This is a genomic window from Lachnospiraceae bacterium JLR.KK002 (assembly GCA_036941025.1).
Lineage (GTDB): Bacteria > Bacillota > Clostridia > Lachnospirales > Lachnospiraceae > Petralouisia.
The window spans coordinates 1-25,864 of sequence record JAYMNP010000002.1 but is presented as its reverse complement, the minus strand read 5'-3'; the positions used below and the strand labels follow the sequence as shown (position 1 = coordinate 25,864).

Annotated in this window: 23 protein-coding genes and 8 tRNA genes; 25 read left to right on the top strand and 6 right to left on the bottom strand. The window is 45.3% G+C overall.

The genetic code is table 11. From position 1 onward, the window contains the following. Positions 1-150 precede the first annotated feature (150 nt). Positions 151-224, bottom strand: a tRNA-Arg gene (locus VSQ32_20700). A gap of 179 nt (positions 225-403) precedes the next feature. Between VSQ32_20700 and VSQ32_20695 the strand changes: the two genes are divergently transcribed. Next, entirely contained in the window at positions 404-886 is a 483-nt protein-coding gene (locus tag VSQ32_20695; protein ID MEH2945179.1) for a DUF1700 domain-containing protein, read from the top strand. 24 nt (positions 887-910) lie between these two features. Next, positions 911-3,184, top strand: coding sequence for a cyclic nucleotide-binding domain-containing protein (locus VSQ32_20690; GenBank protein ID MEH2945178.1), 2,274 nt, complete (start codon positions 911-913; stop codon positions 3,182-3,184). A 17-nt stretch (positions 3,185-3,201) separates the two neighbouring features. Here the strand turns inward: VSQ32_20690 and VSQ32_20685 are convergent, their stop codons facing one another. From VSQ32_20685 to VSQ32_20670, 4 genes are all read right to left on the bottom strand, one after another. Continuing rightward, the gene (locus VSQ32_20685; protein MEH2945177.1) at positions 3,202-4,146 is read right to left on the bottom strand and encodes a HAMP domain-containing sensor histidine kinase; all 945 of its coding nucleotides are present in this window, start codon (positions 4,144-4,146) and stop codon (positions 3,202-3,204) included. A gap of 1 nt (position 4,147) precedes the next feature. Then, entirely contained in the window at positions 4,148-4,921 is a 774-nt protein-coding gene (locus VSQ32_20680) for a hypothetical protein (GenBank protein ID MEH2945176.1), read from the bottom strand. Next, a complete protein-coding gene (locus VSQ32_20675; protein MEH2945175.1) occupies positions 4,921-5,886 on the bottom strand; it encodes an ABC transporter ATP-binding protein in 966 nt (321 codons plus the stop codon). Before VSQ32_20675 ends, VSQ32_20680 begins: the two co-directional genes overlap by 1 nt. A gap of 182 nt (positions 5,887-6,068) precedes the next feature. Continuing rightward, positions 6,069-6,752 (bottom strand): response regulator transcription factor, encoded by a 684-nt coding sequence (locus VSQ32_20670; GenBank protein ID MEH2945174.1) that lies wholly within the window; start codon positions 6,750-6,752, stop codon positions 6,069-6,071. A gap of 350 nt (positions 6,753-7,102) precedes the next feature. Here VSQ32_20670 and VSQ32_20665 point away from each other — a divergent pair, with 350 nt between their 5' ends. The 13 genes from VSQ32_20665 to VSQ32_20605 all read left to right on the top strand — a co-directional run bounded on the left by VSQ32_20665 (position 7,103) and on the right by VSQ32_20605 (position 13,538). Beyond that, positions 7,103-7,303, top strand: a complete 201-nt coding sequence (locus VSQ32_20665) for a hypothetical protein (GenBank protein ID MEH2945173.1) — start codon at positions 7,103-7,105, stop codon at positions 7,301-7,303. A gap of 133 nt (positions 7,304-7,436) precedes the next feature. Then, positions 7,437-7,733: a rhodanese-like domain-containing protein gene (locus tag VSQ32_20660; protein ID MEH2945172.1), complete on the top strand. Its 297-nt coding sequence runs from the start codon at positions 7,437-7,439 to the stop codon at positions 7,731-7,733. A 94-nt stretch (positions 7,734-7,827) separates the two neighbouring features. Next, entirely contained in the window at positions 7,828-8,997 is a 1,170-nt protein-coding gene (locus VSQ32_20655) for a class I SAM-dependent RNA methyltransferase (GenBank protein ID MEH2945171.1), read from the top strand. Then, a complete protein-coding gene (locus VSQ32_20650; GenBank protein ID MEH2945170.1) occupies positions 8,994-10,700 on the top strand; it encodes a lectin like domain-containing protein in 1,707 nt (568 codons plus the stop codon). Before VSQ32_20655 ends, VSQ32_20650 begins: the two co-directional genes overlap by 4 nt. An 18-nt stretch (positions 10,701-10,718) precedes the next feature. Further along, the gene (locus VSQ32_20645) at positions 10,719-11,747 is read left to right on the top strand and encodes an N-acetylmuramoyl-L-alanine amidase (protein ID MEH2945169.1); all 1,029 of its coding nucleotides are present in this window, start codon (positions 10,719-10,721) and stop codon (positions 11,745-11,747) included. Positions 11,748-11,820: 73 nt separating this feature from the next. After that, positions 11,821-12,420, top strand: a complete 600-nt coding sequence (locus tag VSQ32_20640) for an XTP/dITP diphosphatase (GenBank protein ID MEH2945168.1) — start codon at positions 11,821-11,823, stop codon at positions 12,418-12,420. A 10-nt stretch (positions 12,421-12,430) separates the two neighbouring features. Further along, the gene (locus VSQ32_20635; GenBank protein ID MEH2945167.1) at positions 12,431-12,916 is read left to right on the top strand and encodes a metallophosphoesterase; all 486 of its coding nucleotides are present in this window, start codon (positions 12,431-12,433) and stop codon (positions 12,914-12,916) included. 101 nt (positions 12,917-13,017) lie between these two features. Continuing rightward, a tRNA-Pro gene (locus VSQ32_20630) sits at positions 13,018-13,092 on the top strand. 7 nt (positions 13,093-13,099) lie between these two features. Then, a tRNA-Gly gene (locus tag VSQ32_20625) sits at positions 13,100-13,170 on the top strand. 3 nt (positions 13,171-13,173) lie between these two features. Beyond that, positions 13,174-13,247: transfer RNA gene (locus VSQ32_20620), tRNA-Arg, on the top strand. Positions 13,248-13,255: 8 nt separating this feature from the next. Further along, a tRNA-His gene (locus tag VSQ32_20615) sits at positions 13,256-13,329 on the top strand. A 45-nt stretch (positions 13,330-13,374) separates the two neighbouring features. Next, positions 13,375-13,446: transfer RNA gene (locus VSQ32_20610), tRNA-Gln, on the top strand. A gap of 19 nt (positions 13,447-13,465) precedes the next feature. Beyond that, positions 13,466-13,538, top strand: a tRNA-Lys gene (locus tag VSQ32_20605). Between the two features lie 477 nt (positions 13,539-14,015). Here VSQ32_20605 and VSQ32_20600 read toward each other — a convergent pair. Next, positions 14,016-14,537, bottom strand: coding sequence for a helix-turn-helix transcriptional regulator (locus VSQ32_20600; protein MEH2945166.1), 522 nt, complete (start codon positions 14,535-14,537; stop codon positions 14,016-14,018). A gap of 295 nt (positions 14,538-14,832) precedes the next feature. Between VSQ32_20600 and VSQ32_20595 the strand changes: the two genes are divergently transcribed. From VSQ32_20595 to VSQ32_20550, 10 genes are all read left to right on the top strand, one after another. Next, a tRNA-Leu gene (locus VSQ32_20595) sits at positions 14,833-14,912 on the top strand. Positions 14,913-15,468: 556 nt separating this feature from the next. Beyond that, a complete protein-coding gene (locus VSQ32_20590) occupies positions 15,469-16,938 on the top strand; it encodes an ATP-binding protein (protein ID MEH2945165.1) in 1,470 nt (489 codons plus the stop codon). A 1-nt stretch (position 16,939) separates the two neighbouring features. Beyond that, positions 16,940-18,025, top strand: coding sequence for an HD domain-containing phosphohydrolase (locus tag VSQ32_20585; protein MEH2945164.1), 1,086 nt, complete (start codon positions 16,940-16,942; stop codon positions 18,023-18,025). 101 nt (positions 18,026-18,126) lie between these two features. Beyond that, positions 18,127-18,930: a protein-glutamate O-methyltransferase CheR gene (locus VSQ32_20580; protein ID MEH2945163.1), complete on the top strand. Its 804-nt coding sequence runs from the start codon at positions 18,127-18,129 to the stop codon at positions 18,928-18,930. A gap of 60 nt (positions 18,931-18,990) precedes the next feature. Further along, a complete protein-coding gene (locus VSQ32_20575; GenBank protein ID MEH2945162.1) occupies positions 18,991-20,013 on the top strand; it encodes a chemotaxis response regulator protein-glutamate methylesterase in 1,023 nt (340 codons plus the stop codon). Positions 20,014-20,030: 17 nt separating this feature from the next. Beyond that, positions 20,031-20,426 (top strand): response regulator, encoded by a 396-nt coding sequence (locus VSQ32_20570; GenBank protein MEH2945161.1) that lies wholly within the window; start codon positions 20,031-20,033, stop codon positions 20,424-20,426. A gap of 53 nt (positions 20,427-20,479) precedes the next feature. After that, on the top strand, positions 20,480-22,615 hold the full coding sequence (locus VSQ32_20565) for a chemotaxis protein CheA (protein ID MEH2945160.1): 2,136 nt from the start codon (positions 20,480-20,482) through the stop codon (positions 22,613-22,615). Positions 22,616-22,618: 3 nt separating this feature from the next. After that, complete coding sequence (locus tag VSQ32_20560) at positions 22,619-23,122, top strand: chemotaxis protein CheW (protein MEH2945159.1); 504 nt, start codon at positions 22,619-22,621, stop codon at positions 23,120-23,122. 52 nt (positions 23,123-23,174) lie between these two features. Further along, the gene (locus VSQ32_20555; GenBank protein ID MEH2945158.1) at positions 23,175-24,500 is read left to right on the top strand and encodes a methyl-accepting chemotaxis protein; all 1,326 of its coding nucleotides are present in this window, start codon (positions 23,175-23,177) and stop codon (positions 24,498-24,500) included. Between the two features lie 229 nt (positions 24,501-24,729). Further along, on the top strand, positions 24,730-25,864 hold a 1,135-nt coding region (locus tag VSQ32_20550), incomplete at its 3' end, for a potassium transporter TrkG (GenBank protein MEH2945157.1).

Here is a 25,864-nt window from a genome sequence, read left to right as displayed (position 1 = left end):
ACGCTGATGCGTGAAAGCATTTTCTATATGATAAAACAATTATGTGCAGCTGGCGGAAATGAAATTTACTGCTGCGTAATCCGTGCGGGACAGGATTCTTTTTCATAAAATAACAAAAACTCATGAGATGGACTCTCATGAGTTTTTCTACGTGCGTGAGAAGATTCGAACTCCCGACACCTTGGTCCGTAGCCAAGTGCTCTATCCAGCTGAGCTACACACACATATTATAAATGCTCGATTGAACGTTTTATATCTTACTCCAGTTTCAGGAATTTGTCAAGAGATTTTTTGAAAAAAATTTGGGAAAAATGGTGAAAAAAAAAGTATAGTGTGATAGAATGATAAATAGTTGATAAAAATATTGAATGGAGTGTACAAACAGGAAAACAGGAGAGCTTTCATGACAAAACAGGAATTCTTACATGAATTGCAGATTGCCCTGCAGGGAGAGCTGGACCAGGCGGCAATCAACGAAAATGTAAAATATTATGACAATTATATCCGGGAAGAAGCCAGAAAAGGCCAGAGCGAGGAAGAAGTTACCGCCCGTCTTGGGAATCCCAGACTGATTGCCAAGACGCTGATTGATACCACCGGGAAATTTGGAAATTATGAGGGAAGCCAGTATTATTCGGAAGATTACAGACAGCGAAATGAAACATCCGGCCGGGGATTTCGCGCGGACTATTCCGAACAGGAGGGATGGGACGTACGGTTTGGCGGACTGAAACTGAATAGCTGGTATGGAAAATTGCTGCTGATTCTGGCGGCGGTTCTCATCATTGTAATCGTGGCAAACGTGGTGGCATTCCTGCTTCCGATTCTGGTGCCCGTTATATTGATACTGCTGCTTTATTCCCTGTTTTTCGGGGGCAGACGTTAGTGGATTGAAGTACAGGAGGAGTACATGGAAACAGTAAAAGTAAGCAGAGGAAAACAGTTTTTGAAAAAGGGAGACAGACTGAAAGGTCTGTATATCATTTTGCAGGGCAGCGTCCGGGCTGTTTCAGAGAATGACGAATTTGATATGGAGGCCGGCAGTATCATCGGTATGCTGGAGAGCCTTTCCGGCACCTGTGCGTGCAATTATATGGCTAATACGGACTGCATGTTTTATGCATTCCCATACAATTCCCCGGAAGATTATAAGAAGATATTTGCAGGAGAGGAAAAATATGTGGCAGTGTTTGCCATGGCAGCCATGCACCAGACTTCCATGTTTATGCGCAGGTATATGCTCAGCGGCAGAAAATGCCAGGAATATTATAAATTTCTGATGGGAAGCTATCGGGCTTATCAGAAGCTGTGCAAAGATCTGGAAATGCCGGAGAAGCAGTTTCCGGCCATGGCTTCTTTTGCACCCGTGTCTCTGCCGGAGCAGATTGCCCCCTGGGCCAGAGAGTATTACGAGCGTATGTCCGGCCTTTCCCTGAAAGCCATGGACCAGCATCTGGCAAGGGATTATGTGCTGGGAACCGGAGCTGTTTTTAACGCTGTGGTCTGGATGCGCAAAACCATGGAATTAATTGGCATCATGAAAGGGTATCTGAAAACAAATAAAGAACTGCTTTTGTCCGCGGACGGGACAAACCTGTTCCAGATGTATTTTGAGCTGGCGAAAAAGGCCGCTTCTTTTGGCCGGGATATTGAGCCGATACAGGGAAAAATTTCAGAACTGACGGATTTCGCCAGAAAGAGCGGACTGTTTTCCGAGCAGATGATGAACGCCGGTTTTGCAGAATATGAATCGTACGATTTCAGCCAGCTGGTACGGAGCAGTTCCGGGAATTCTGAGGAGGAAGCAGCAGAGCCATATGAGGAAGGCATTGACTATCTGACCCAGATTCTGGAGTATTCCGGATATGAAGATGAAAAGGCAGGAAGTTTCCGGAAGTCTCTTCAGGAATATAAAAATCTGCCGGATATTCTGGCCACTACTGACGATGTGCGTAAACTGCGCCGGAAGATAACCGATGATTTTTATCATATTTATGAGCTGGTATTTTTCCGTTCTCTGGAGGGAGGCTATATGCCCACTTCAGTAAAAATGTTCCTGAATTTTGGTTTTATGGATGAGGAACTGGCCGGAACGGAGAATACCCGCAGCCTCTTTGAAATGGCCGGACGTCTTCGCCGCTGCCGGGCAGAAAATGTATTTACCATCTATGAGTGGCTGCTGAGTATCTACCGGGGAGAAAATGAGCCTTCCAGAAATGAATTTGATATGGACTATACGGGCCATCTGAATGAGCAGAAGAAGACCGGTAACATTACTGCCGCCCAGGTACCTCTGCTGGCAAAGGATAACAATGCCAAAGTGCGGTTTGAAATGCAGAATATGTTTGTATCCACCAACCGGGCTACTTATGGCAAGATTTCCACGTTCTGCCCCATTCTGTACAAAGATGATATTATCGGCACACCGGAAAATATGCTGATTACTGCGGAAAAGGCTAACGGGGCCATGGATGAAATCCGCAAAATTGATTTTTCACTGTTTTACCGGGAAGTGGGATTCTCTGACCCGGAGCACGAAGTCAATATGGAGATGATACAGAAGGAAGTGCTGCCGAATATTATTCTCATGCCCAATGCGGGAAGTAAGGCCATGATGTGGCAGGAGACAGCAGGTATCAAAAAGGACACTCAGGCAAGGTTTATTTTCCCCATCATGACAGTGGCAGATGTGGGCGAGCTGATGGTGGAAGTCTGCGGCCGGTTCCGCTGGGAGATGTGCCGGAAGATTCAGGGCGTGCGCTGGAACGATATTACAGAGGCTTCTCTTACTTCAGAATACAATGATTATATCCAGTATTACCGGAAGAATCACGACCTGTCAGCAGACGCCAAGGAGAAGGTGAAGAATGCCCTGTATAAATCCAAAAACAACTTCCGCGAAGTGTTTGTCAAGGATTACCAGAGCTGGATTCGCTATGAGTCCAAAGGAAGTTTCCGGCTGAATAAGGTGGCCAGGGATATTATTTTCCGGTACTGTCCGTTCAATAAGACCATTCGGGCAGAACTGAAAGTGAATCCCATGTACCGGGAGATGTTTGAAAAATATGAGATTCTGAAAGACAGGAAAGCCCGCCATATGATTCTGTGGTATGACCGTTATCAGAAAAAGGGCGGTGTGATTACCGAGGAGCTGCAGGCGAATAAGGATTTTTATGATATGTAGGAGCAGTATGATGCCTGCTATGACGCTGCCGGAGAAAACCGCGGCAGCGTCAGGGTTAAAGTCAGAAGGGCGAGTTCCCCGCTGTCCTGGGTAAGTTCAGCTGTCAGTGTTCCGTTCATGGCCTCTGCCAGAGATTTTGCAATGGTCAGTCCCAGCCCGGTTCCGCCCTGGGTTCTTGCCGGATCCTGCATGTAAAAACGGTCAAACAGGCAGGCAGCTTCCGAGGAGGTCAGGCTGCAGGTATCGTTGGTAAAGGAAATTTTGATTTCGCCGGGGGTTTCTTCCCATTGAATATTAAGAAAATGTTCCCCATACCGTCCGGCATTCTGGAACAGGTTGGAAAAAATACGCTCCAGAGCGGAAGAATCTCCTGATACATAAAGAGGGCGGTCCGGCAGCCGGCATTCGGGCCGCAGGCAGGAGCGTTCCAGAAGCAGGTAATGCTCCAGAAACGTTTCCCGCAGAAGTCTGCAGACGTCTACCCGATGCAGGCTGAGTTTGTAATCCTGAGAGACCAGACGGGAAAAGTCGTAAATCTCTGTGATAAGATACTCCAGTGTTCGGGCTTTCCGCTGAATGATTTCCAGAGATTCCCGCTGCTCCGGCGTCATGTCCGGTGCGTGCTCTGATTTGTCCATAAATTTCAGATAACCAAGAATCACCGTCAGGGGCGTGCGCAGATCATGGCTGATATGTTCCATCTGGTGCTGAAAGGTTTTTTCACGCTGCTCGTATTGCAGACGTTCCCGTCGTATTTCCTCCAGAATACTGTTTATAGATTCCAGAAGCTGTTCCATGGCCCTGTCCGGCCGGGCGAGATGCAGTACCCGGTTTTGGGCAAGGTCCTTTTGAATTTCACGAAGTTCCAGAGAAGTTTTTCGTAAATCCCGGCGGAGCAGGAAACAGCGCAGGCAGAAGTACAGGGCTGCAGCAGCCAGAATCAGGTATATGATCAGATACATTTCAGAGCTCCTTTTTTTCAGCCAGACAGATACCGGCAGCACCGAACAGAAGAATTCCCACAGCGCCGGAAATCAGGCATTTTGCCATGCCTTCCGGGGAACTCCAGAGAGTGATGCACCGGCTCATATTAACACTCATTTCCACTGAGAAGAAATTTTCCGGCATCCACAGGGCAACAGGCATGAGAGCATGGATTTTCATGCCAAGGAAAAACAGGATTCGTGGAATGACAACCATAACGGATAACCAGGTCAGGAGGCTTACTATCATCCGGTCAAAAAGTTCCAGAACCAGAACGCTCAGCAGAAAAGAGGAAATTGCAATCAGAGAAACAGCGGGAATTTCCATCAGCAGGTCCTGCAGACGGGTGGGGCCGCCGTGCTCCAGAAGCAGGAGGCTGCTGACTGCGAAAACGGTTATGGTGACAGCCAGCAGTATAAGGGAGGCCAGAATTCCCACAACACATTTTCCGAGGAAAATCCCGGTGCGGGGGATTCCCCAGGATATACTGTTCCCATGAGTTCCGTTTCTGGTGTCAGCTTCCCATAAAAGGTCTGCGATGAGAAAAGCGGCATAGCAGTACAGCATAGGATAGGCCACCAGATTGGAAAAGGCAAAAGAGGTGGTTCCATACCGGAAGTCCGGGGTGTGGATGTAAAAAAGGTATGATACCAGGTTGTACAGAAATGCAAGGGCTGCCAGAACCCCGCCCATAACGTAAATCCATTTGCTGCAGATAAGCCGGTAACATTCACTTTTGATATAATTGCCCATTATCTGTATCCTCCCTTCTTTAAAATCACAGAATTATTTTCCGAAAAAACGCGGCAGTTTTCTTTTAAATTCACATAATAATCTTCCAGGGAAGCGTGGTGCTGTTCCAGCCGTTTTACCGAAAGGCCCTGCTCCATGGCAAGCTGGCTGTAAAATTCCGGTTCTCTTTGAGGACAGGTAATCTGAAGGCTCCGGTCAGGAAGGATGCGGAAAGACTGTTCCCCGGTGCGTTGCTCCAGAGCAGCGGCATAGAGTTCCGCATCAGAAACCAGAATGTTCAGATAGCTGGTACATTTTTCCTGTAAATGTTCTGCGGAAATTTCTTCCAGTATCCGTCCTCTGCTCAAAAAACCAAAAAAGTCAGCAATTTGCTGAAGTTCAGATAGAATATGGCTGGAAATCAGAATGGTGATGCGACGTTCTTCGTTCAGACGGCGGAGCAGATTCCGCAGCTCCAGGATACCGCTGGGGTCCAGTCCGTTGATCGGTTCATCCAGAAGCAGTACCTGCGGTTCTCCAATCAGAGCCATGGCAAGGCCCAGCCGCTGCTTTTGTCCCAGAGAAAGCGTGTTGCATTTGCAGTTCTGTTTCTCCGAAATGCCTGTGAGCTTTAAGTATTTCTCAACTTTTTCCTTTCCGGGAATTCCCCGCTGTATGCGGCAGTATTCCAGCATCTGCCGGACCGTCAGTCCGGGAAAGAAGCCGGGATGTTCAATGATGGCTCCTGTTTGCCTGCGGCAGCGTTCCAGTTCTTTTTTCTCTTTCTGGCCAAACAGGAAGATTTCTCCTGAGGTGGCAAATACATGGCCGGCCAGCAGTTTCAGCAGAGTGGATTTTCCGGCTCCGTTGTCGCCGATGAGTCCGTAAATACTTCCTTTTTCCACGTGGATATCTGCCCGGTCCAGTGCAAGAAGGGAGCCGTAGGATTTTGTCACTGATTTTGTTTCAAGAACGTATTCTTTCATGCTTTTCTCCATTTCAAGATATAATCGCCGGCATCTGTATAATGTCTGAAGTGTTATGTATGGCTGCCGGCAGTATGATTATAACTTTTACGGTTTTAATCAGTCATAAAGAACTTTTAAAGAAATCATAAAGATTTTTTCGGGCAGTTCCGTATGGAAAAGCTGATTTAATCAGCGTTTCCTCAGAGAAGTTTAAAACCGATACCGTATACTGTCTGAATATATGCTTCATTCGGATCGGCCTGACGGAGTTTCCGGCGCAGATTGCTGACATGGACGTTTACCGTATTATTTTCTCCATAATATCCGCCTTTCCACACCAGTTCATACAGGAGTTCCCTGGAGTAAACTTTTTGAGGATTTTGCATAAACAGATACAGAAGTTCGTATTCATGGGCGGTCAGTGCCAGTTCTGTTCCCAGAACTTCTGCTGTTCGGGATTCCGGCCGCAGATGAAGATTTTTGTAAATCAGTTCTTTTGGCGAACCGGCAGTTTTTCCGGTTCGCCGGAGGGCGGCGCGGACACGTGCCGTCACCTCTTCCGGTTCAAAAGGCTTGGTGATATAGTCGTCCGCACCGGTATTTAAAAGCGTCACCTTATCCTTAAGAGAACTTCTGGCGGAGAGAATCAGGACGGGAATGTCCCGGTGCATGGTCTCCCGGATTTCCCGGAGCAGTTCTTCTCCGGACAGGCCCGGTAACATAAGATCCAGTAAAATTAAATCCGGCTGCTCCAGCTCCAGAAGAAGTTTGGCCTCAGTTCCGGAAAATGCCTGTCGGGGACAGAATCCGGCGGATGTCAGTATTTTGTACAGCAGGTTGCTGATGTCTGTTTCGTCTTCTGCGATTAATATGTTGTATGCCATGAGATAACTGCCTTTCTGCAAATTGCACATCTCGCCCGGAATGATTTATCTTCTTATTGGAAATATTGTGTTATGCTGATGCGTGAAGGTGTCTTTCCCATAAGAGAAAAAAGAAAAGACCAGCGGGGGAGCCACTGGCCTCTTCTATGAGGGGAGTATAAATAATTAATAAGGGGTATAACTTATAAAAAGAATTCCTGAAGGTGAAATCCTTCTTACAAAAAGAATTATAATACAATCTGTCATAAAATGCAAGATAAAATTTAAAAAAATTCAAAAAAATTTTTTGCATAAAAAATCAGCCTTTATCAGATACTATGAGAGCAGTAAATGATTAGGAGGAAAATATTATGGCAAAAAACAGCGATATGCAGAACAAAAGCACAAATGGAACCAATGAATCCGGTAGCATGAAGAATACTTCTTCTCAGAACAGCACCAAAAATGCATATTCCCAGAATAACACAAAGAATTCTTCTTCCCAGAACAAATCCAGCAACAAGGCATCCAATGCCAGCGGATCTGACTGCCGGGATTCCTACGAAAAGTAGTTGGTACAAAAAGAAAGAAACTGCATAGTATAATAATGTAAAAACAGATTATCGGAAATGAATCCGGTAATCTGTTTTTATCTTACAGGAAAGGCCATGTTACGTTCCGGTTATATTCAGAAGGGGTGAAGTTATGGAATTTCAGACAATTAATATCCGGCAGTTTAACGAATACCGCAAGCGCCCCGATACCTGGGTGATTGATTTGCGCAGCAGAGAGGAATTTGATGAAGTTCATGTGGAAGGAGCCCGGAATATTCCTTATGAAGAATTGGAAATGTTCCGGAGTTATCTGCCGAAAGATAAACTGTACGTCCTGTATTGCGACAGAGGCTCCAGCAGTCTGATGGCTGCCAGAGAACTGAGCCGGGAAGGTTACCGGACCGCCACACTGGTGGGAGGCATTCAGGCAGCATTGAAAAAAACATAAAATGATTGACAGCCGGAAGGTGAGAAGATAATATATTCTTAGGACCTTCCGGCATATTTATGGATTACAGCCAGGGTCAGTCTGGAGAAAAAGAATGAAAACATATGAATTAATTGCCCCCTGTCATTTTGGACTGGAGGCAGTTCTGAAAAAAGAGATATATGATCTGGGGTACGAAATCCTGAAAGTGGAAGATGGCCGGGTGACCTTTGAAGGAGATGGAGAAGCCATCTGCCGGGCCAATATCTTTCTGCGTACCAGCGAGCGGGTTCTGCTGAAAACAGGGCAGTTCCATGCAGAGACCTTTGAAGAGTTATTTCAGGGAATCCGGAATATTCCCTGGGAAGATTATATACCGGAGGATGGGAAGTTCTGGGCAGCGAAGGCGTCCTCCATCAAAAGCAAACTGTTCAGCCCTTCGGATATTCAGTCCATTGTGAAAAAAGCCATGGTGGAACGTCTGAAGCAAAAATATCATACGGAATGGTTTCCGGAGACAGGAGCGGAATATCCCCTGCGGCTGTTTTTAATGAAAGATGAAGTAACGGTGGCTATTGACACCTCCGGCGATTCTCTGCATAAGCGGGGATACCGCACACTGGTCAGCAAGGCCCCTGTTACGGAGACTCTGGCGGCGGCGCTGCTGATGCTGACGCCCTGGAAAAGTGACCGGATTCTGGTAGATCCTTTCTGCGGAAGCGGAACCTTTCCTGTTGAGGCTGCCATGATGGCCGCAAACATAGCGCCGGGCATGAACCGCAGATTTACAGCGGAGGCCTGGACGAATCTGGTGGAACCCGAATTATGGCAGGATAGCCTGGAGGAGGCAAATGACCTGATAAACCGGGAAATCACAACGGATATTCAGGGATATGATATTGACGGAGAAATTATAAGAGCGGCCAGAGACAATGCCAGACGGGCAGGAGTGGATCACCTGATTCATTTCCAGCAGCGTCCGGTCAGTGAACTGAGCCATCCGAAAAAGTATGGATTTCTCATTGCAAATCCTCCCTATGGAGAACGCATGAAAGAGGAAGTGCTGCCAGCCCTTTATAAGGAAATCGGCGAGGCCATAAGACGCCTGGACTGCTGGTCCGCCTATCTGCTCACGGGTTACGAGGATGCGGAGCGTTACATCGGGAAAAAGGCTGACAGAAATCGTAAAATTTACAATGGAATGCTGAAAACATATTTTTACCAGTTTCAGGGGCCCAAACCGCCCGTACGGAACCGCGGTCACAGAGAAGAGGTATCTGAGTGAGACAGTCGAGAAAATATCTGGTGATGACCGTAATTCTTTTGCTTGCGGTACTGTTTAAATTCGCCGGTGACGGCGGGAAAAATGAAAAAGTGGAGCCCTTCCGGGGCGCCCGGCTGAAACAGGAGGTGTGGAATCCGCTGATAGCGGAAAGCGTCAATGAGAAAACACTCACGGTTCTGGTGGACAACCGGGAACTGACCAGCCAGGAGCATGGGATTTATATGGATGAGAATCTGAACATTATGATTCCCTTTTCAGAGCTGAGGGACAGTTTCAACTGCAGCGCCCATCTGTATGAAGGGGAGCAGCTTATACTGGAAAAACGTTCTGATGTGGTAAAGTTTCGGCTGGATAAGGAGACCGTAGAAGTAAACAGCAAAAAAGAAAAAATTTCCTCACCTATGACGCGCAAAGACGGAGAATACTATGTAGCAGCGAAAACAGTTGCAGAAAAATTAAATTTTAATTATAATTGGAACATTGAGGAGAATCAGGCCATTGCGGTCAACACTGCGGAAGAAGGGGGGATTCTGCCACTGTCCTATGACTTGCGGGAAAGACAGCGGGCGCCGGAGGTAAAAGATCAGGGCCATTACGGAACATGTTGGGCCTTTGCCGCTCTGTCAGCCATGGAGTCTGTACTGCTGCCGGAGGAGGTCTGCGAATTTTCTCCGGATCATATGTCTATTCAGAACAGTTTTGTGCTGGAACAGGCAGACGGAGGGGAATATACCATGGGCATGGCCTATCTGACTGCCTGGCAGGGGCCGGTAAATGAAAAAGACGACCCTTATGGAGACGGTGTGTCAGAAGAAGGGCTGAAGCCGGTGAAGCATGTGCAGGAAGTACAGCTTCTGGATGGAAAAGATTTTGAAAAGATCAAAGAGTCTGTGTTTAAATACGGAGGGGTGCAGACTGCTGTGTACAGTGCACTGGACGGTTCCGGACCCGGTTCTTCCTATTACAATGAGGAAAATCATGCATATTGTTATATGGGGGCTGAAAAACCCAACCATGAAATCATGATTATCGGCTGGGACGATAACTACCCCAAAGAAAATTTCAATCTGGAAGTGGAGGATAACGGGGCCTTTCTGTGTCAGAACAGCTGGGGCAAATCATTTGGAGACGAGGGTGTATTTTACGTTTCCTATTATGATGTGAATATCGGCCTTCACAGTGTTGTCTATACGGGAATTCAGGAAGCAGATAATTACGACTGTATTTATCAGTCGGATTTGTGCGGCTGGGTAGGACAGCTTGGCTATGAGAAAGAGAGCGTATACGGGGCAAATGTGTACACGGCAGAATCCGATGAAATACTGAAAGGAGCAGGATTCTACGCCACCGGAAAAGAAACCTCCTATGAACTGTATGTGGTGGAGGAATTTGATAATGAGGATTCTCTTAAAAACCGTGTAAAGGCGGCGGAAGGAAATCTGACCAATGCCGGGTATTATACCATAGAATTTGAAAAAGAATTCCAGGTGAAACAGGGACAGAAATATGCCGTTGTGCTTTTTATCACAACGCCTGGTTCCGTACATCCCATGGCAGTGGAATACAGGGCTGATGAGATGACTGCCGATGTGGATCTCACAGACGGCGAGGGGTATATCAGTTCCAACGGGAAAAAGTGGGAAAGTGCTGAGGAAAATCAGGAGTGTAATCTGTGCCTGAAAGTATACAGTGACTGTCAATAGAAGAACAGAAGAGGCAATATGGAAGAAAAAATACTGAAAATATCATCGCTGACACTGGCCGTTCTGATTGTTACGGCTCTGGTGGTTCTGAGACCTTATTCCAAAATAAATGAAAGAGAAGAAAAGCGGGAACAGATGTCGGAGCTCCAGATGCTTGCTTATTATACCGAACAGGCAGAGGAAGAAGAGGATATTAATTTTCGTCAGCAGCTTCGGGTGGAAATACCGGCAGGGATGACAGAAGAAGAAATCACCATTGAGAATAATTATGTCAGGCAGTTGATTACCATTAAGATTCCGGGGGTGGAAAAAGATTATTTTACCAGTCATCCCCTGTTGGGAAGAAGCAATCATATCAATGACCTGTATATGGAAAGTGGCGTGATAGAGATTACCATGGACGCGGTTTATGAGGTAAAGACCACAGTGACGGGCAGCTATCTGTATGTGGATTTTCTGACGCCTCAGCAGGTATACGATAAAGTTGTGGTGATTGACGCAGGCCACGGCGGCGGTGCTCCGGGAGCCATCAAACAGGAAATTATGGAGAAAGATATCAATCTTGCCATTGTACTCCGGCTAAAAGAACTGCTGGATGAAAATGACAGAAATATTGGCGTATACTATACCAGAACTGAAGATACAAATCCTACGTTTGAGCAGAGGGCTCAGCTGGGAGGAAAAACGGAAGCAAACCTTTACATCAGCGTACACAGTAATTCTACCACAGACGGTCAGATGTCAAAATATAACGGAACAGAGGTTATGTATGATGAGCTGAAGGAGGAAGAAGGCCTGAGCAGCAGGCACCTTGCTCAGATTTGCCTGGAGGAAATCACAGGCGCCACGGGCAGCAAAAACAATGGACTGACCTATGGAAATGGTATTTATATCATAAGAAATAATGAGGTGCCTGCGGCGTTGATAGAAGTTGGGTTTATGACCAATCAGGAAGAACTGAATAAGCTGAATTCGCCGGAATATCAGAAACAGGCGGCACAGGGGATTTACAACGCCATTATGCGTGCTTTGGATGAAGGATACTGAAATAAAATACACAGGCATATCTGCATCTGCCGGACAGAATTTGCCGATACGGTACAGGAGGACAGGGCTCAGTATGGAAAAGATTATATTTGCGACGGGAAACCAGGGAAAAATGAAAGAAATCCGTGAGATTTTGTCAGATTTGGACGTGGAAATTCTCTCCATGAAAGAAGCGGGAATTCAGGCCCATGTTGTGGAGGACGGAAAGACATTTGAGGAAAACGCCCTGATTAAGGCCGTTGCCGTAGCAGCGGAGGTTCAGGAGGAAAATGTGGTGGTGCTGGCGGACGATTCCGGCCTGGAAGTGGATTATCTGGACAAAGAGCCGGGGATTTATTCCGCAAGGTATATGGGAGAAGATACCTCCTATGAGATTAAGAATCAGAATATCATAGACCGGCTGGAAGGAGTTCCAAAAGAACAGCGGACAGCCCGGTTTGTATGTACCATAGCGGCGGCGTTTCCGGGGGGAGAGACCTGTGTTACAAGAGGGACAATCGAAGGGTATATTGGATGGGAGCCTGCCGGAGAAAATGGATTTGGCTACGACCCCATTTTTTATGTGGATGAATATCAGTGTTCTACCGCCCAACTGTCCATGGAAGTGAAAAACAGGCTGAGCCACAGAGGAAAGGCACTTCGTGCCATGAAGGAGAAGTTATCGGACAGATAGGGATGAGTTTATGAAAATTTTGATTGTCAGTGATACACATAAAAAGCACAAGAATCTGGTGCGGGTTCTGAGGAAACTGGAACCCATTGACATGATGATACATCTTGGGGATGCGGAAGGATTTGAGGATTACATAGCAGAACTGGCCGGATGCCCTCTGGAAATCGTTTCCGGCAATAATGACTTTTTTTCTGAGCTGGAGCGGGAAAAGGAGCTTCAGATTGGAAAATATAAAGTGCTGATTACCCATGGGCATTATTATTATGTTGCCATGGGAATTGAGGATTTGAAAAAAGAAGCTGTGGGAAGGGGCATGGATGTTGTGATGTTTGGCCACATCCATCGTCCGGTGCTGGATTACAGCAGAGGGATTGTCACGCTGAATCCCGGCAGTATCTCATATCCCAGGCAGGAGGGGCGGAAGCCTTCTTATGCTGTTATGGAAATTGACGATTCAGGGGAGGCTCATTTCCGGATAGAGTATCTGATTTCATAAATATAATAGTAATATGTAAAAAAAGAAAAAAAGTTGTTGACATTTTAATCCATCTCGCATATAATATATCTTGCGTTATGACGACACAGAGAGGTTGTCGTCGGGGTGTGGCTCAGCTTGGCTAGAGCGCCTGGTTTGGGACCAGGAGGCCGCAGGTTCGAATCCTGTCACCCCGATTTGTACGCGGGTGTAGTTCAATGGTAGAACACCAGCCTTCCAAGCTGGATACGTGGGTTCGATTCCCATCACCCGCTTATGTGTTCGTAGCTCAGCTGGATAGAGCAACGGCCTTCTAAGCCGTGGGTCGGGGGTTCGAATCCCTTCGAGCACATTTATATGGTGGGTATAGCGCAGTTGGTTAGCGCGCCAGATTGTGGCTCTGGAGGCCCAGGGTTCGAATCCCTGTATCCACCTTTTACTAAATTAATGGGTTGTCTGCAGGGTACAGGTAGAAATGATGGGCTATCGCCAAGCGGTAAGGCACAGGACTTTGACTCCTGCATTCGCTGGTTCAAATCCAGCTAGCCCAGTTTTGTTCTATATAATTATGGGATATTAGCTCAGTTGGTAGAGCACTTGACTTTTAATCAAGTTGTCCGGGGTTCGAATCCCCGATGTCTCATTAACTTAAAAACAGTGGAAAGCCAGTAAAATCAATGGTTTCCGCTGTTTTTCAATGTAATTCATTACAGGCTTTGCTGTATCCTCATGAGCTGAGTAATATTGCTTTGTTCTTTTCAGGGTTGAAAAATCTATGTATGTGATTTATAATATACTTAACAAGAGAGCCGAAAGCCAGAGTACGCCTGGCCGCCGGAATAATAATTTGTTACATGAAGTAGCGCCTTATCTTACCAGGACGAGGGCGCTACTTTTTGCGTTTGATGTTGATAACAAGAGTTATAACGGCGCAAAGCATAATTACGAATGTGAATAAGTCCCTATATGTAACCATAGCACCAGCCCCTTTCTTTCACCTGATGGCTGACGTAATCGCCCCTTCGGCTCTCTGATTAAGCATATTATATTGTCATAGTGCAGCAGTTCTTCTGGCATTCAGGCATATCGGATAAGTCAGATGTATGATTTCGGCAGCTTTTTACCGGTCAATATCGTTTAAACTCTCAAAAAAGCCAGGCATGGCAGGAGCCATATCTGTAAGTGTCTGAAGAGTTTCTTTGATTACCTGAAGGCTTTCTCTGGCTATTTGGGGATTTTCATTTAAACACCTGTCAATTATTTTTGTGAGATTTTTTATATTTTTGCTAAGACTATCGTAAGATTCTCTTATTTGTTCAATATAATCAAAAACTTTTTGTGATTCTTCTTCTGTAATTTTTTCACCGGCTGCCTGCTTTATAAATAGTTTTGCTATTTCTTCATTTGCTTTTTTTCTTTCGGGGAAGTGATTAACCCGGATACTGCCATCAAATCCCAGTAATTCATAGTGAGGCACATTTAGAGCATCTGCTATTTTTTGTATGGTTTCTATCTTGGGGTTTGATTTTCCGTTTTCCCATTGTCCTATCATCTGCTGAGAAACACCTATCTTTTCTCCGAGTTCTCTTTGCAACAGGCCCTTTTCCTGTCTGATTTTTTTTATTCGTTCTCCTGTTGTCATTATTCACCTCAATAAGCGCATAACATATAAAAATGGAATATAAAAGAAAAACCTTGTTTTCTATACAAAAATAGTAGCACAAGAAAAAACTTTTGTCAACAAAGTTTTTAATCAGATTGTCCAATGACCGAATTCTTCTTCCCGGCAGAGAGCGGGATTTGTAACAGGGCAGCTTGTCTGAACTGTTATCGGGATTTCTGTTTTCCGCCAAAAGAATTGCCATAAGATATTGACATTCCGAATTTGCAATATTATAATCAGAAATGTTCTGGAAATGTTTCCGGTAAAATTACAGGCGGATGTGGCGGAACTGGCAGACGCGCCAGACTTAGGATCTGGTGGGAGACCGTGCAGGTTCGATTCCTGTCATCCGCATTGGTATATGATAAGGCAGATATGGAGGAAACAGGATGAAAACGTTTTGCGGTACTGACGCTGAAAACGCAGTACTGAAACGATGAAATGAAAAGAGGCCGAAAATAGAAAAATAGAAAATGGAATCCGCAGGAATGTGTACAGATGTACCTGGCTGCGGATTCCTTTTTTTTCTTCTATTAGGAAAGACCTTGTCACGCTAATGCGTAAAAGTGCCTTTCCTATAGAAGAAAAAATTACGATGCGCACTCGCACAGGAGGAAAATATTGCGTTGCAATTGTGCTCGGCGCGACAAAATGTGCAATCCCCTCAAGATTGAGGGGCAGGGGAGTTAAAGTAGGCTTGCCCACTTTGCTTACAGGAAAACGCTGTCACTCTAAAGTGCGAAAGCCCCTCCCGGTGAGATAAAAATAATATACCTATTCAGCGCATAACGTTATAATAGGCAGGAAGTACGCTTTTTTACTTTTTTCTTGACACAAAATTTCGAAAAAAGTATACTAAAAATAATGAATGCAATGATATGGCGTCAAAGGAATACAGGCGGAAAATACCATGCAGGAAGGGGCGGAAATTATGGAGCAGGAACAGGAAATATTTCAGGGGGAGGATTTTTACCGGTTTGCAGATGCGGCGCTGGAGATTATCATGAGATTTGACAGGCTGGGGAGGATACAATACGGCAACAGTCAGGCCAAAGAGGATCTTGGCTATGGGGAGGAACTGACCGATATCAATCTTTTTACCTTGTTTCAGGCAGATCTGCAGCAGGAGAAAATGAGGGACAAAAATCTTCTGGAAGTGATGGCAGCCATGAAAGAAGGAATGATGTACCGGAAAAACGGAACCTGTTTTCCGGTTCGCATGACTGTAATGACGGAGGGAGGACAGAATCTGATTTTTGCCATTAACGTGGCCAAGCGGATTGAGACGGAACGGAAGCTGGTCCGCATGAAGGAAGAAATGGAAGAAACCATTAAGGTGAGAAATGAATTTGTGGCGAATGTGACCCATGAGCTGCGTACGCCGGTAAATGGTGTGAAAGGACATGTGACCAACATGCTGGAAGCAGGAGTAACCCCGGAGCAGAAACGTACACTGGATATTATTACCCGGTGCTGCGAGAATATGTCTGCAATTATCAACAATATTCTGGACTTTTCAAAGCTGGAAGCAGGGAAATTTACTCTGGAGCAGAAAGAATTTGATTTTTACCAGATGGTAAACCATGCAGTGGAGACAAACATTACAGCCATAAATTCCAAAGGGCTGCATATTATGGTAAATATTGATAAGACCATTCCCTCATATCTGATCGGTGATGAGCTGCGTCTGACGCAGATTCTGAATAATCTGCTGTCCAATGCGGTAAAATTTACCAGTGTGGGATACATTAATATAGAAGTAACTAAAACGGTGCAGTTTGATGATGAGATTGAACTGTTTTTTGTGGTATCTGACACAGGAATTGGAGTTTCACAGGAAGAAAAAGATAAATTATTCAAAAGTTTTTCTCAGGTGGACGCTTCCATCACCAGGAAATACGGAGGAACCGGACTGGGGCTTGCAATTACAAGGCAGCTGGTGGAACTCATGCACGGCAGTATCCATCTGGAAAGTGAAAAGGGAAAGGGAAGCAGCTTTTCCTACTCTGTAAGGCTTCATGTGGCACAGAACAAAAAAGAAGAAAACAGTGTCCGGGAGCAGTTTGAATTTATCAATCAGAATCAGGATATGTCAAAATTCGACAATATAGGGGAAATCTTTCAGTTCGGCACTGAAGAAAACCATCAGGAAATCCGAAACAAAATGGAGAAACTGATTATCTGTATGGAGGTGGGAGCCTGGGATAAGGCGGAAACATTTTCACATAATATCAAAGAACTGGTGGAAGAAGGACCTCAGGATCTGAAAAAAACTGCGTTTCGTCTGGAAATGAATGTGCGCAAAGAGAAATATGAAAAAGCCCTGGAACAATATAACAGTTTAAAAGAGTTACTGGAAGAAAACATCGGAGGAATATAATATGGAAAATATGGAAAGGCCCGGCAGTGTACCTCAAATCCTGATTGTGGATGATGTGGACGCCAACCTGATGATTTTGGAAAATATTATTCTGGAAATGGGTTATACGCCCAGATGTGCTGCCAGTGCCGGCGAGGCCACGAAGCTGATTGCAGAAAGTCTGCCTCAGTTAATTCTTCTGGATGTGTTTATGCCGGAAATGGATGGATATGAATTCTGTGAAAGACTGAAAGAAAATCCCATTACCAGAGATATTCCCATTATTTTTATTTCGGCGGCAGATTCCAGCGAAGATAAAGTCAGGGGATTTAAACTGGGCGCTGTGGACTATATTGGAAAACCTTTTGAGGTGACGGAAGTTACCATGCGTGTAAAAAATCACCTGAAGATTTATGAGATGCAGCAGGAGCTTGAGCTGAGCAACCGCCGCCTGCACAGCGTAATCAGCAGTCAGGCCAGACGGATTGAGGAAGAACAGAAGAATATTCTGTATGCGCTGGCCACTCTGACAGAAGGGAAAGACACGGATACCAGATTCCATCTGGACAATGTGGCTTATAACTGTCGTCTGCTGGCTCAGAGCCTTCAGTTCAGTCCGGAATTTTCAGAAGAAGTGTCGGAAAGTTTTATTGATACCATAGGAGTGGCATCCAGACTTCATGATATTGGAAAAATTCAGACGCCCTGTAACATTCTGGCAAAACCAGGTCCTCTGGAGCAAAAGGAAATGGAGATTGTAAAGCGCCATGTGGAACAGGGAGCGGCAATTCTGGAACGGATCTATGACAGCACACCGGAAAACAGTTTTCTGCCCATGGCCATTGAAATTGCCCGTTACCACCATGCCAGATGGGATGGAACCGGGTATCCGGAGCAGCTTAGCGGGAAAGATATCCCATTGTCGGCAAGAATTACCATTGTTGTGGATATTTTTGATACGCTGCTGGGAGAGCGGTGTTACAAAAAGGCTTACAGTAAGGAAGAAAGCCTGAAAATCATTGAAGAAGGAAGCGGCACGTTTTTTGACCCGGAGATCGTAGATGTATTTCTGAAGGTGCAGAAACAGCTTCATCATGCAGAAGGATAACAGCAACGGAATTGACAAATAAAGATGAATATAGTACCATAGAAGATATGGTACAGTAGTGTGAAATCTGATAGAAGTTTATGTGACAGGAGTTAGGAGTTATGATTACGGAACAGGAATTTCATCGGATTGTAGTGTATGTGAAGCAGAAGTATGGCATAGATCTCACTGGAAAACAGATACTGGTAAATGGGAGAATGGAAAATTATCTTCTGCGGAATGGCTACAGCGGATATGATGAGTACATGACAAAGGTTGAAAAGAATCCCAAAGGAGAAGAAGCGCGAAATCTGATTAACGTATTGACTACCAATCATACATATTTTATGAGAGAATTTGAGCATATGGATTTTATGAGGAAGGTGGTGCTTCCTCAGATTAAGGCAAAGGAAGCAGGCAAAAGAGATGTTCGGATCTGGTCTGCCGCATCTTCTACGGGAGAAGAGCCCTATACCATTGCCATGGTATTGAAAGATTTCTTTGGACTGGATCATAAGATGTGGGATACCAGGGTGCTTGCCACAGACCTTTCCACGAAAGTATTAGAGCAGGCCCAGAGGGGGAAATATCTGAAAGAGCAGATCGATCCTCTTCCGGAAGGATGGAAAAGGCGCTTCTTTAAAAGAGTAAATGAGCTGGAGTATCAGGTGACGCCGGAGTTAAAACAGGAATTAATTTTCCGGCAGTTCAATCTGATGAACCCGTTTCCCTTTCGTAAAAAATTTCATGTGGTGTTTATGCGCAATGTGATGATTTACTTTGATGACAATACCAAACTGCAGCTTCTTCGAAAGGTATACGATTATCTGGAGCCGGGAGGTTATCTGTTTGTGGGGACTACGGAATCCATTGACAGAAAAGGGACGAATTTTCAGTACGTGGAACCATCAATATATCGAAAATAAAGGAAGCAGAGCAGATATAAGCGGATAAGGTTTAAGTATAAAGGAAAGCAGGAAGATGGAATGCGTAAGATTAAAGTATTAGTAGTAGATGATTCCATGCTGTTTCGCAATCTGTTGGTACAGAGCCTGAGTGAAGATCCGGCCATAGAAGTAGTGGCACAGGCAGGAGACGCTTATGCGGCGCGGGATGCAATCCTTAAGTACCGTCCGGATGTTATGACACTGGATGTGGAAATGCCGCGGATGGGCGGAATTGAATTTCTGAGAAAGCTGCTGCCTCAGTATCCATTACCCGTAGTGGTTATCAGTGCCATGGATGAGAAGGTATTTGACGCCATGGAAGCAGGAGCGGTGGATTTTGTCTGTAAGCCCAATACCATAGACCGCAATAAAGTCAGCTCTTTTCTGAGAAAAGAGCTGGGAACCAAGATAAAGATTGCGTCCACAGTCAAAGTTGGAAAAATGAAACGTCCGGAATCATTTCCGGTGAATAACAGGGCGAACCTGAAAAGCAATATGCTGATAGCCATCGGAGCCTCCACCGGAGGAACAGAAGCTATTTTTGACGTGGTGCGCCAGTTCCGGAAGGATATTCCGGGAGTGGTAATTGTACAGCATATGCCTCCCGGATTTACCCAGATGTATGCCAACAGGCTGAATAACCAGTGTCAGGTGGCAGTCAAAGAAGCAGTTACCGGGGACAGGGTAATGCCGGGCCAGGTGCTGATTGCTCCCGGAGACAAACAGATGCGTCTGGTGAAAGTAAACGGCATGTATCAGGTGGAATGCAAGGCCGGTGAAAAAGTCAGCGGGCACTGCCCCTCTGTGGATGTGCTGTTTCAGTCTGTGGCAAAGACGGCAAAGAAAGACGCGGTAGGCGTGATTCTTACCGGTATGGGAGGAGACGGAGCCAAAGGACTGCTGGAAATGAGAAAGGCGGGAGCCATCACCATCGGTCAGGATGAGGCCAGCTGTGTGGTTTACGGTATGCCAAAAGTTGCTTATGATATTGGGGCCGTTCAGTATCAGACGGAACTTTCGAATATAGCAAATAAAGTATACAGTGTTTTAAAAGCGACTTAGAAAGGAGAGTAGAGGATATGAAGATTTTACTGGCGGAAGACGACTTCGCAAGCCGCAAATTTATGACAAATTATCTCGAAAAATATGGAGACTGTGATATTACCGTAGATGGCGAAGAAGCTGTGGATGCATTTTTAATGGCGCTGGAAGACGGAGAACCTTATGATTTAATCTGTCTGGACGTTATGATGCCCGTACTGGACGGTTATCAGGCACTGAAAGCCATCCGTGATATTGAAAAGGAACGGGGGATTCAGGGAACTGACGGTGTGAAGATTATTATGACCACCGCGCTGAATGAAGAGAGAAATGTGAAGAAAGCGTTTGAAATGGGATGCACTGTGTATTCCGGCAAGCCCATTGACCTGAATAAATTTGAAATGATTCTGAAGAAACTGGAGCTGATAAAATGACATCGGAGAGAAACAGTTCAAAAAAGTACAATGGGAAGAAAGGGGGCTAAAAAATGGCAGAAGATTTTAATACGGACAGTATGCTGGATATGTTTTTATATGAGAGCGAACAGCTCCTGGAAACACTCCAGAATATTGTTCTGGAAAAGAAAGATGAAGATTGTTTTGATGAAACCTCCATCAATGAAATTTTCCGTGTCATGCATACGATAAAAGGTTCTTCGGGTATTATGATGTATGAAAATATCACGAAGGTATCCCATAAGCTGGAAGACGTATTTTATTATTTAAGAGAATCCAGTCCGGAAAATGTACCTCATCTGGAACTGGTGGATCATGTTCTGGATGTGGCCGATTTCATTACAGGAGAGCTGGATAAGATTAAAGACGGTGAGACGCCTGACGGTGACGAAACCAAAATTGTGGATGATATTGATAAATTCCTGAAAAAAATCAAATCCGGTATTGAGGAAAAAGGCGAGGAACTGCCGCCGGAAAATACCTATGTAGAGCCCAGCCAGTTTTATATTGCGCCTACCGGAAGCGAGAGTTTTAAATATTATAAGGCGTCCATTTACTATCGAAGCGATACGCAGATGTGTAATATCCGGGCTTATACCGCCGTATATTCCCTGAAGGAAATTACGGACGATATGGAATATATGCCGGACGATATTATTTCCAATGAGGAAAGCGGAGCTGTTATTCTGGAAGACGGATTCCATATGCTGATTAAGTGCCAGTGTTCCAGTGAGGAAATACTGAGTGCCATCGGAGATACTTCCGGCATGGAGCGGGTGGAAATTAACGACTGCACCCAGCAGGAATTTGAGATGGGCTTCCATGACCATGGACCGGAACAGATTATCATTGAAATGGATGATAAGGAGAAAAAGGAAGAAGGGAAAAAGGAAGAGAAGAAAGAGCCGGCGCCGGGCGATTATGTCATTAAGAATAAAGAAACCGGAAAAGGCAAGAAGCTGGCCAAGAATCATCCCAAGCCCTCTCCCAAACAGTCTTATATCAGCGTAAATGTGGAGAAGATGGACGCATTGATGGATATGATAGGGGAGCTTGTTATTTCCGAGGCGGTTGTACTGCAGAATCCGGATTTGAAGGTTGCCGGACTGGATCTGAGTAATTTCCAGAAAGCGGCAGGACAGCTTTCCAAGATTACCACAGAACTGCAGGATGTGATTATGTCCATGCGTATGATGCCTCTGACCAATACATTCCAGAAGATGAACCGTATTGTGTTTGATGTATCCAGAAAACTGGGAAAAGATATTGAGCTGGAGGTAATCGGCGAGAATACGGAAGTTGACAAGAATATCATTGAGCATATTTCCGATCCGCTGATGCATTTAATCCGGAATTCCGTAGACCATGGAATTGAAGATAAAGAGACCCGTATCGCCGCCGGTAAAAATCCCAGAGGAAAGATTACACTGGAAGCCAAAAATGAGGGCGGTAAGGTGTATATTATTGTAAGAGACGACGGTAAGGGACTGAACAGGGAAGTGCTGTATAACAAGGCAAAAAATAATGGTCTGATTGGCAACCGGCCCATGTCTGACTTTAGCGATAAGGAAATTTATCAGTTTATTACCTATGCAGGATTTTCCACAAAAGAACAGGTGACCGAGTATTCCGGCCGCGGCGTGGGAATGGATGTGGTAGTGAAGAACATTCAGACCATCGGCGGCAAGCTGGAAATTGACAGCGTGGAAGGCGCCGGTTCTGAAATGATTATGAAGATTCCGCTGACACTGGCCATCATCAATGGAATAGTCATGCAGGTTGGCAGTTCCACCTTTGTGATTGAGACAAATGCAGTAAAAGAATTTGTCAGAATCAGCAGGGATATGATTGTAAAAGAGCCGGACGGGGAAGAGTATGTAATGCTTCGGGGCGAGTGTTATCCCTTCATCAGACTGAATGAAATGTATCATCTGGCAGGGTCAAACACAGATATCGAAGAAGGTATCGTAGTGGTGCTGGAGCACGAAAATAAATATGTCTGCGTATTCATTGACCAGTTGATTGCAGAGCAGGAGATTGTAGTAAAGCCAATTCCTTCCTACATAAAAAAAGTGCAGGGACTTTCCGGATGCACCCAGCTTGGGGATGGAAGCATTGCGTTGATTCTGGATATTGCAGGGTTAATTGCCGGACAGGAAAGGAGTTAAGCCATGGCAGAAGAATTAATGGATGAATTGGATGAACTGGAAGAACTGGAAGAAGATTCCCAGAAAGGGATGTTCATGACCTTCCGCATAGGTGACGAATATTATGGAATCGCAATTAATTATGTAAATGAAATTATCGGCACGCAGGCAATCACGCCGGTTCCGGAAGTGGAGGATTACATTAAGGGCCTGATTAATATCCGGGGGAAAATCATACCGGTGATTGATGTGAAGATACGTTTCAGGCAGGAGCCATTTGAATATATGGACCGTACCTGCATTATTGTGATTGATGTAAAAGGTACTATGGTAGGCCTGATTGTGGAACAGATTGCAGATGTTATTTCCATTGACGAGAAGAGTATCATCCCGCCTCCATCGTTAAATCAGAACAGTTATGGAAGAGATAAATATGTGTTCGGCCTTGTAAGGGTGGCAGATGAAGTAAAGTTATTGTTAGATCCGGAAAAACTTATCAGGGACGAAGACCCGGCATTACCGGAATAATTCGAAAATATCAAATTTGTATAATGGGAAGATAACAAGGAGGATAAGATTGATGAAAGATATGAAAATGCGGACACGGTTGATTGCCGGTTTTGCAATTATCGGCGTGTTGATTCTCGCAATGGGACTGATTAGCTATAATGTTCTGGCTTCCTCAGATGCAGAGACTTTGCGGGAACAGATTATTCTGGCAGTCCTGCTGGTAGTAACGTTAAGTTTTTCCATTGGTCTGTCTGTCAGTATTCTGAGAGATATCCGGCGTTCACTGGATATTCTGAGTGAGGCTGCAAGAGAAATCGCCGTAGGTAATGCAAATATTACACTTACCAAACTGAAAAATGATGAGTTTGGCGAGGTGGTAGATGAATTCCAGAAGATTATTGATAACATTAAGTATCAGGGCGAGATTTCCGAAATGATTGCAGTGGGTGACCTGACTGCAGATGTAAAACCCAAAGGCTCCAAGGACGTTCTGGGTAATGCACTGGAAGGTATTATCCGGGAAAACAACCGAATGCTTTCCGATATCAGAGAGTCTACCATGCAGGTAACGGTTGGCGCGGAACAGGTATCAGACGCAAGCCAGGCTCTGGCGCAGGGCGCAACACAGCAGGCAAGCGCTACCGAAGAAATTACAGCTTCCATGAATGAAATTGCAGAGAGAACCAAGGTGAATGTGGAACAGATTAATGAAGCAAACGACCTTGTGGAAAATATGGGTAAAGAAGCCATTAATATAAATGACAGCATGACGGAAATGATGAGTGCCATGACAGATATCAACGAGGCTTCTGAGAATATTTCCAAGATTATCAAAGTAATTGACGACATTGCTTTCCAGACCAATATTCTTGCCTTAAATGCGGCGGTGGAAGCGGCAAGGGCAGGCGTTCACGGCAAAGGTTTTGCGGTTGTGGCGGAAGAAGTGCGGAGTCTTGCAGGCAAGAGTGCTTCTGCGGCCAGTGAGACGGCGGAAATGATTGAGGATTCTATCCACAAGGTAGGACTGGGCTCCAAGATAGCAAAAGAGACCAGCGGATCTCTGTCAGAGATTATGAGCAAGATTGAACATGTGGTAGAGCTGACCCACAGTATTGCAGTGGCATCCAATGACCAGGCAACGGCAGTTACACAGATCGATCAGGCAATCAATCAGGTATCGCAGGTAACTCAGACAAATTCCGCAACCAGCGAAGAATGTGCGGCAGCCAGCGAAGAGCTGTCAAATCAGGCGGCAACATTGCGCAGTCTGGTAGGAAATTACAAGCTGAAAGACAATGGAAGCAGATTCAGTGCCTCCACAGATTCGGATATTTACAGCAAGTCAGATGACAATGAAAAGATTATTTCTCTGGAAGGCGATTTCGGGAAATATTAAATCTGTGCAATCTCTTTATGCGTAAAATGCCAGAGGCTGCATAAAAGGATGGAATAAAGAAATTATAATAAGTGGGACTGTTGCAGAATACAGCCTTTGTGTCATACAGGATAAGGCCCTGGAATCTGAAGCCATAACCTGTATATAGCGGCTATTTTGCGATAGTCCCATTTTCTGGCTTTACAGTTCCGGAAGAGTTTTGTATAATTGGCGGATAGGAGGAAATATTATGACTCGGAGATTAAGCAGAGTGCAGACTATTGCACTGGGATTTTTACTGATTATCATAGCCGGAACTGTACTGCTGATGCTGCCGGCAGCATCCAGAAGCGGAGAAAGCGCAGGATTTCTGAATGCCCTTTTTACGTCTACCAGCAGCACCTGCGTGACAGGGCTGGTGGTGGTGGACACATACAGCAACTGGACGCTGTTTGGACAGATTGTGATTCTGGTGCTGATTCAGACCGGCGGGCTGGGGTTTATTACCATAGGAATCTTTTTTTCCATTTTTCTGAAACGCCGGATTGGCCTGAAAGAGCGAAATCTGATTCAGGAGAGCGTCAATACCCTGCATATTGGCGGAGCAGTACGTCTGGTGAGAAAAATCGTCTTCTATACGGCAATAATCGAAGGAACAGGAGCAGTCCTGCTGATGATAAGGTTTATTCCAAGATTTGGCTGGCTGAAAGGAATCTGGTATGGTATCTTTCATTCCATTTCCGCTTTCTGCAACGCAGGATTTGATTTGATGGGTCAGTTTGAACCCTATGGGTCGCTGACCATGTATTATGATGACATACTGATAAATCTGGTGATTATGGCCCTGATTATTCTGGGCGGTATTGGGTTTATTGTATGGGATGATATTTCCGTTCACAAATGGAAGGTAAAAAAATATATGCTGCATACGAAAATTGTCCTTACCATGACACTGGTGCTGATTGTGGCGGGAAGTATCTGTTTTTATCTGTTCGAGCGGGAAAATCTGCTGGCAGACATGGATGCAAAAGGACAGATTCTGTCTTCCGTATTCGGAGCAGTTACGCCCAGAACAGCGGGATTTAATACCACGGATACCGGCGCCTATACGGAGGCTACCAGACTTCTGACGGTGATTCTGATGTTTATTGGAGGGAGCCCCGGTTCCACAGCAGGCGGTGTGAAAACCACTACCATGATGGTGATTCTGCTGTATATCTGGTCCAGTTTGCGGAATAAAAAGGGACTGAATATTTTTGGAAGAAGGCTGGATGAAGATTCCATCAAAAAAGCAAGTACCGTGTTTTTTATTAACATGCTGCTGGCTTCCGTTGCCGCTCTGCTCATGTGCGGCCTGGAAACTGCTCTGCCTTTGTCGGATATTT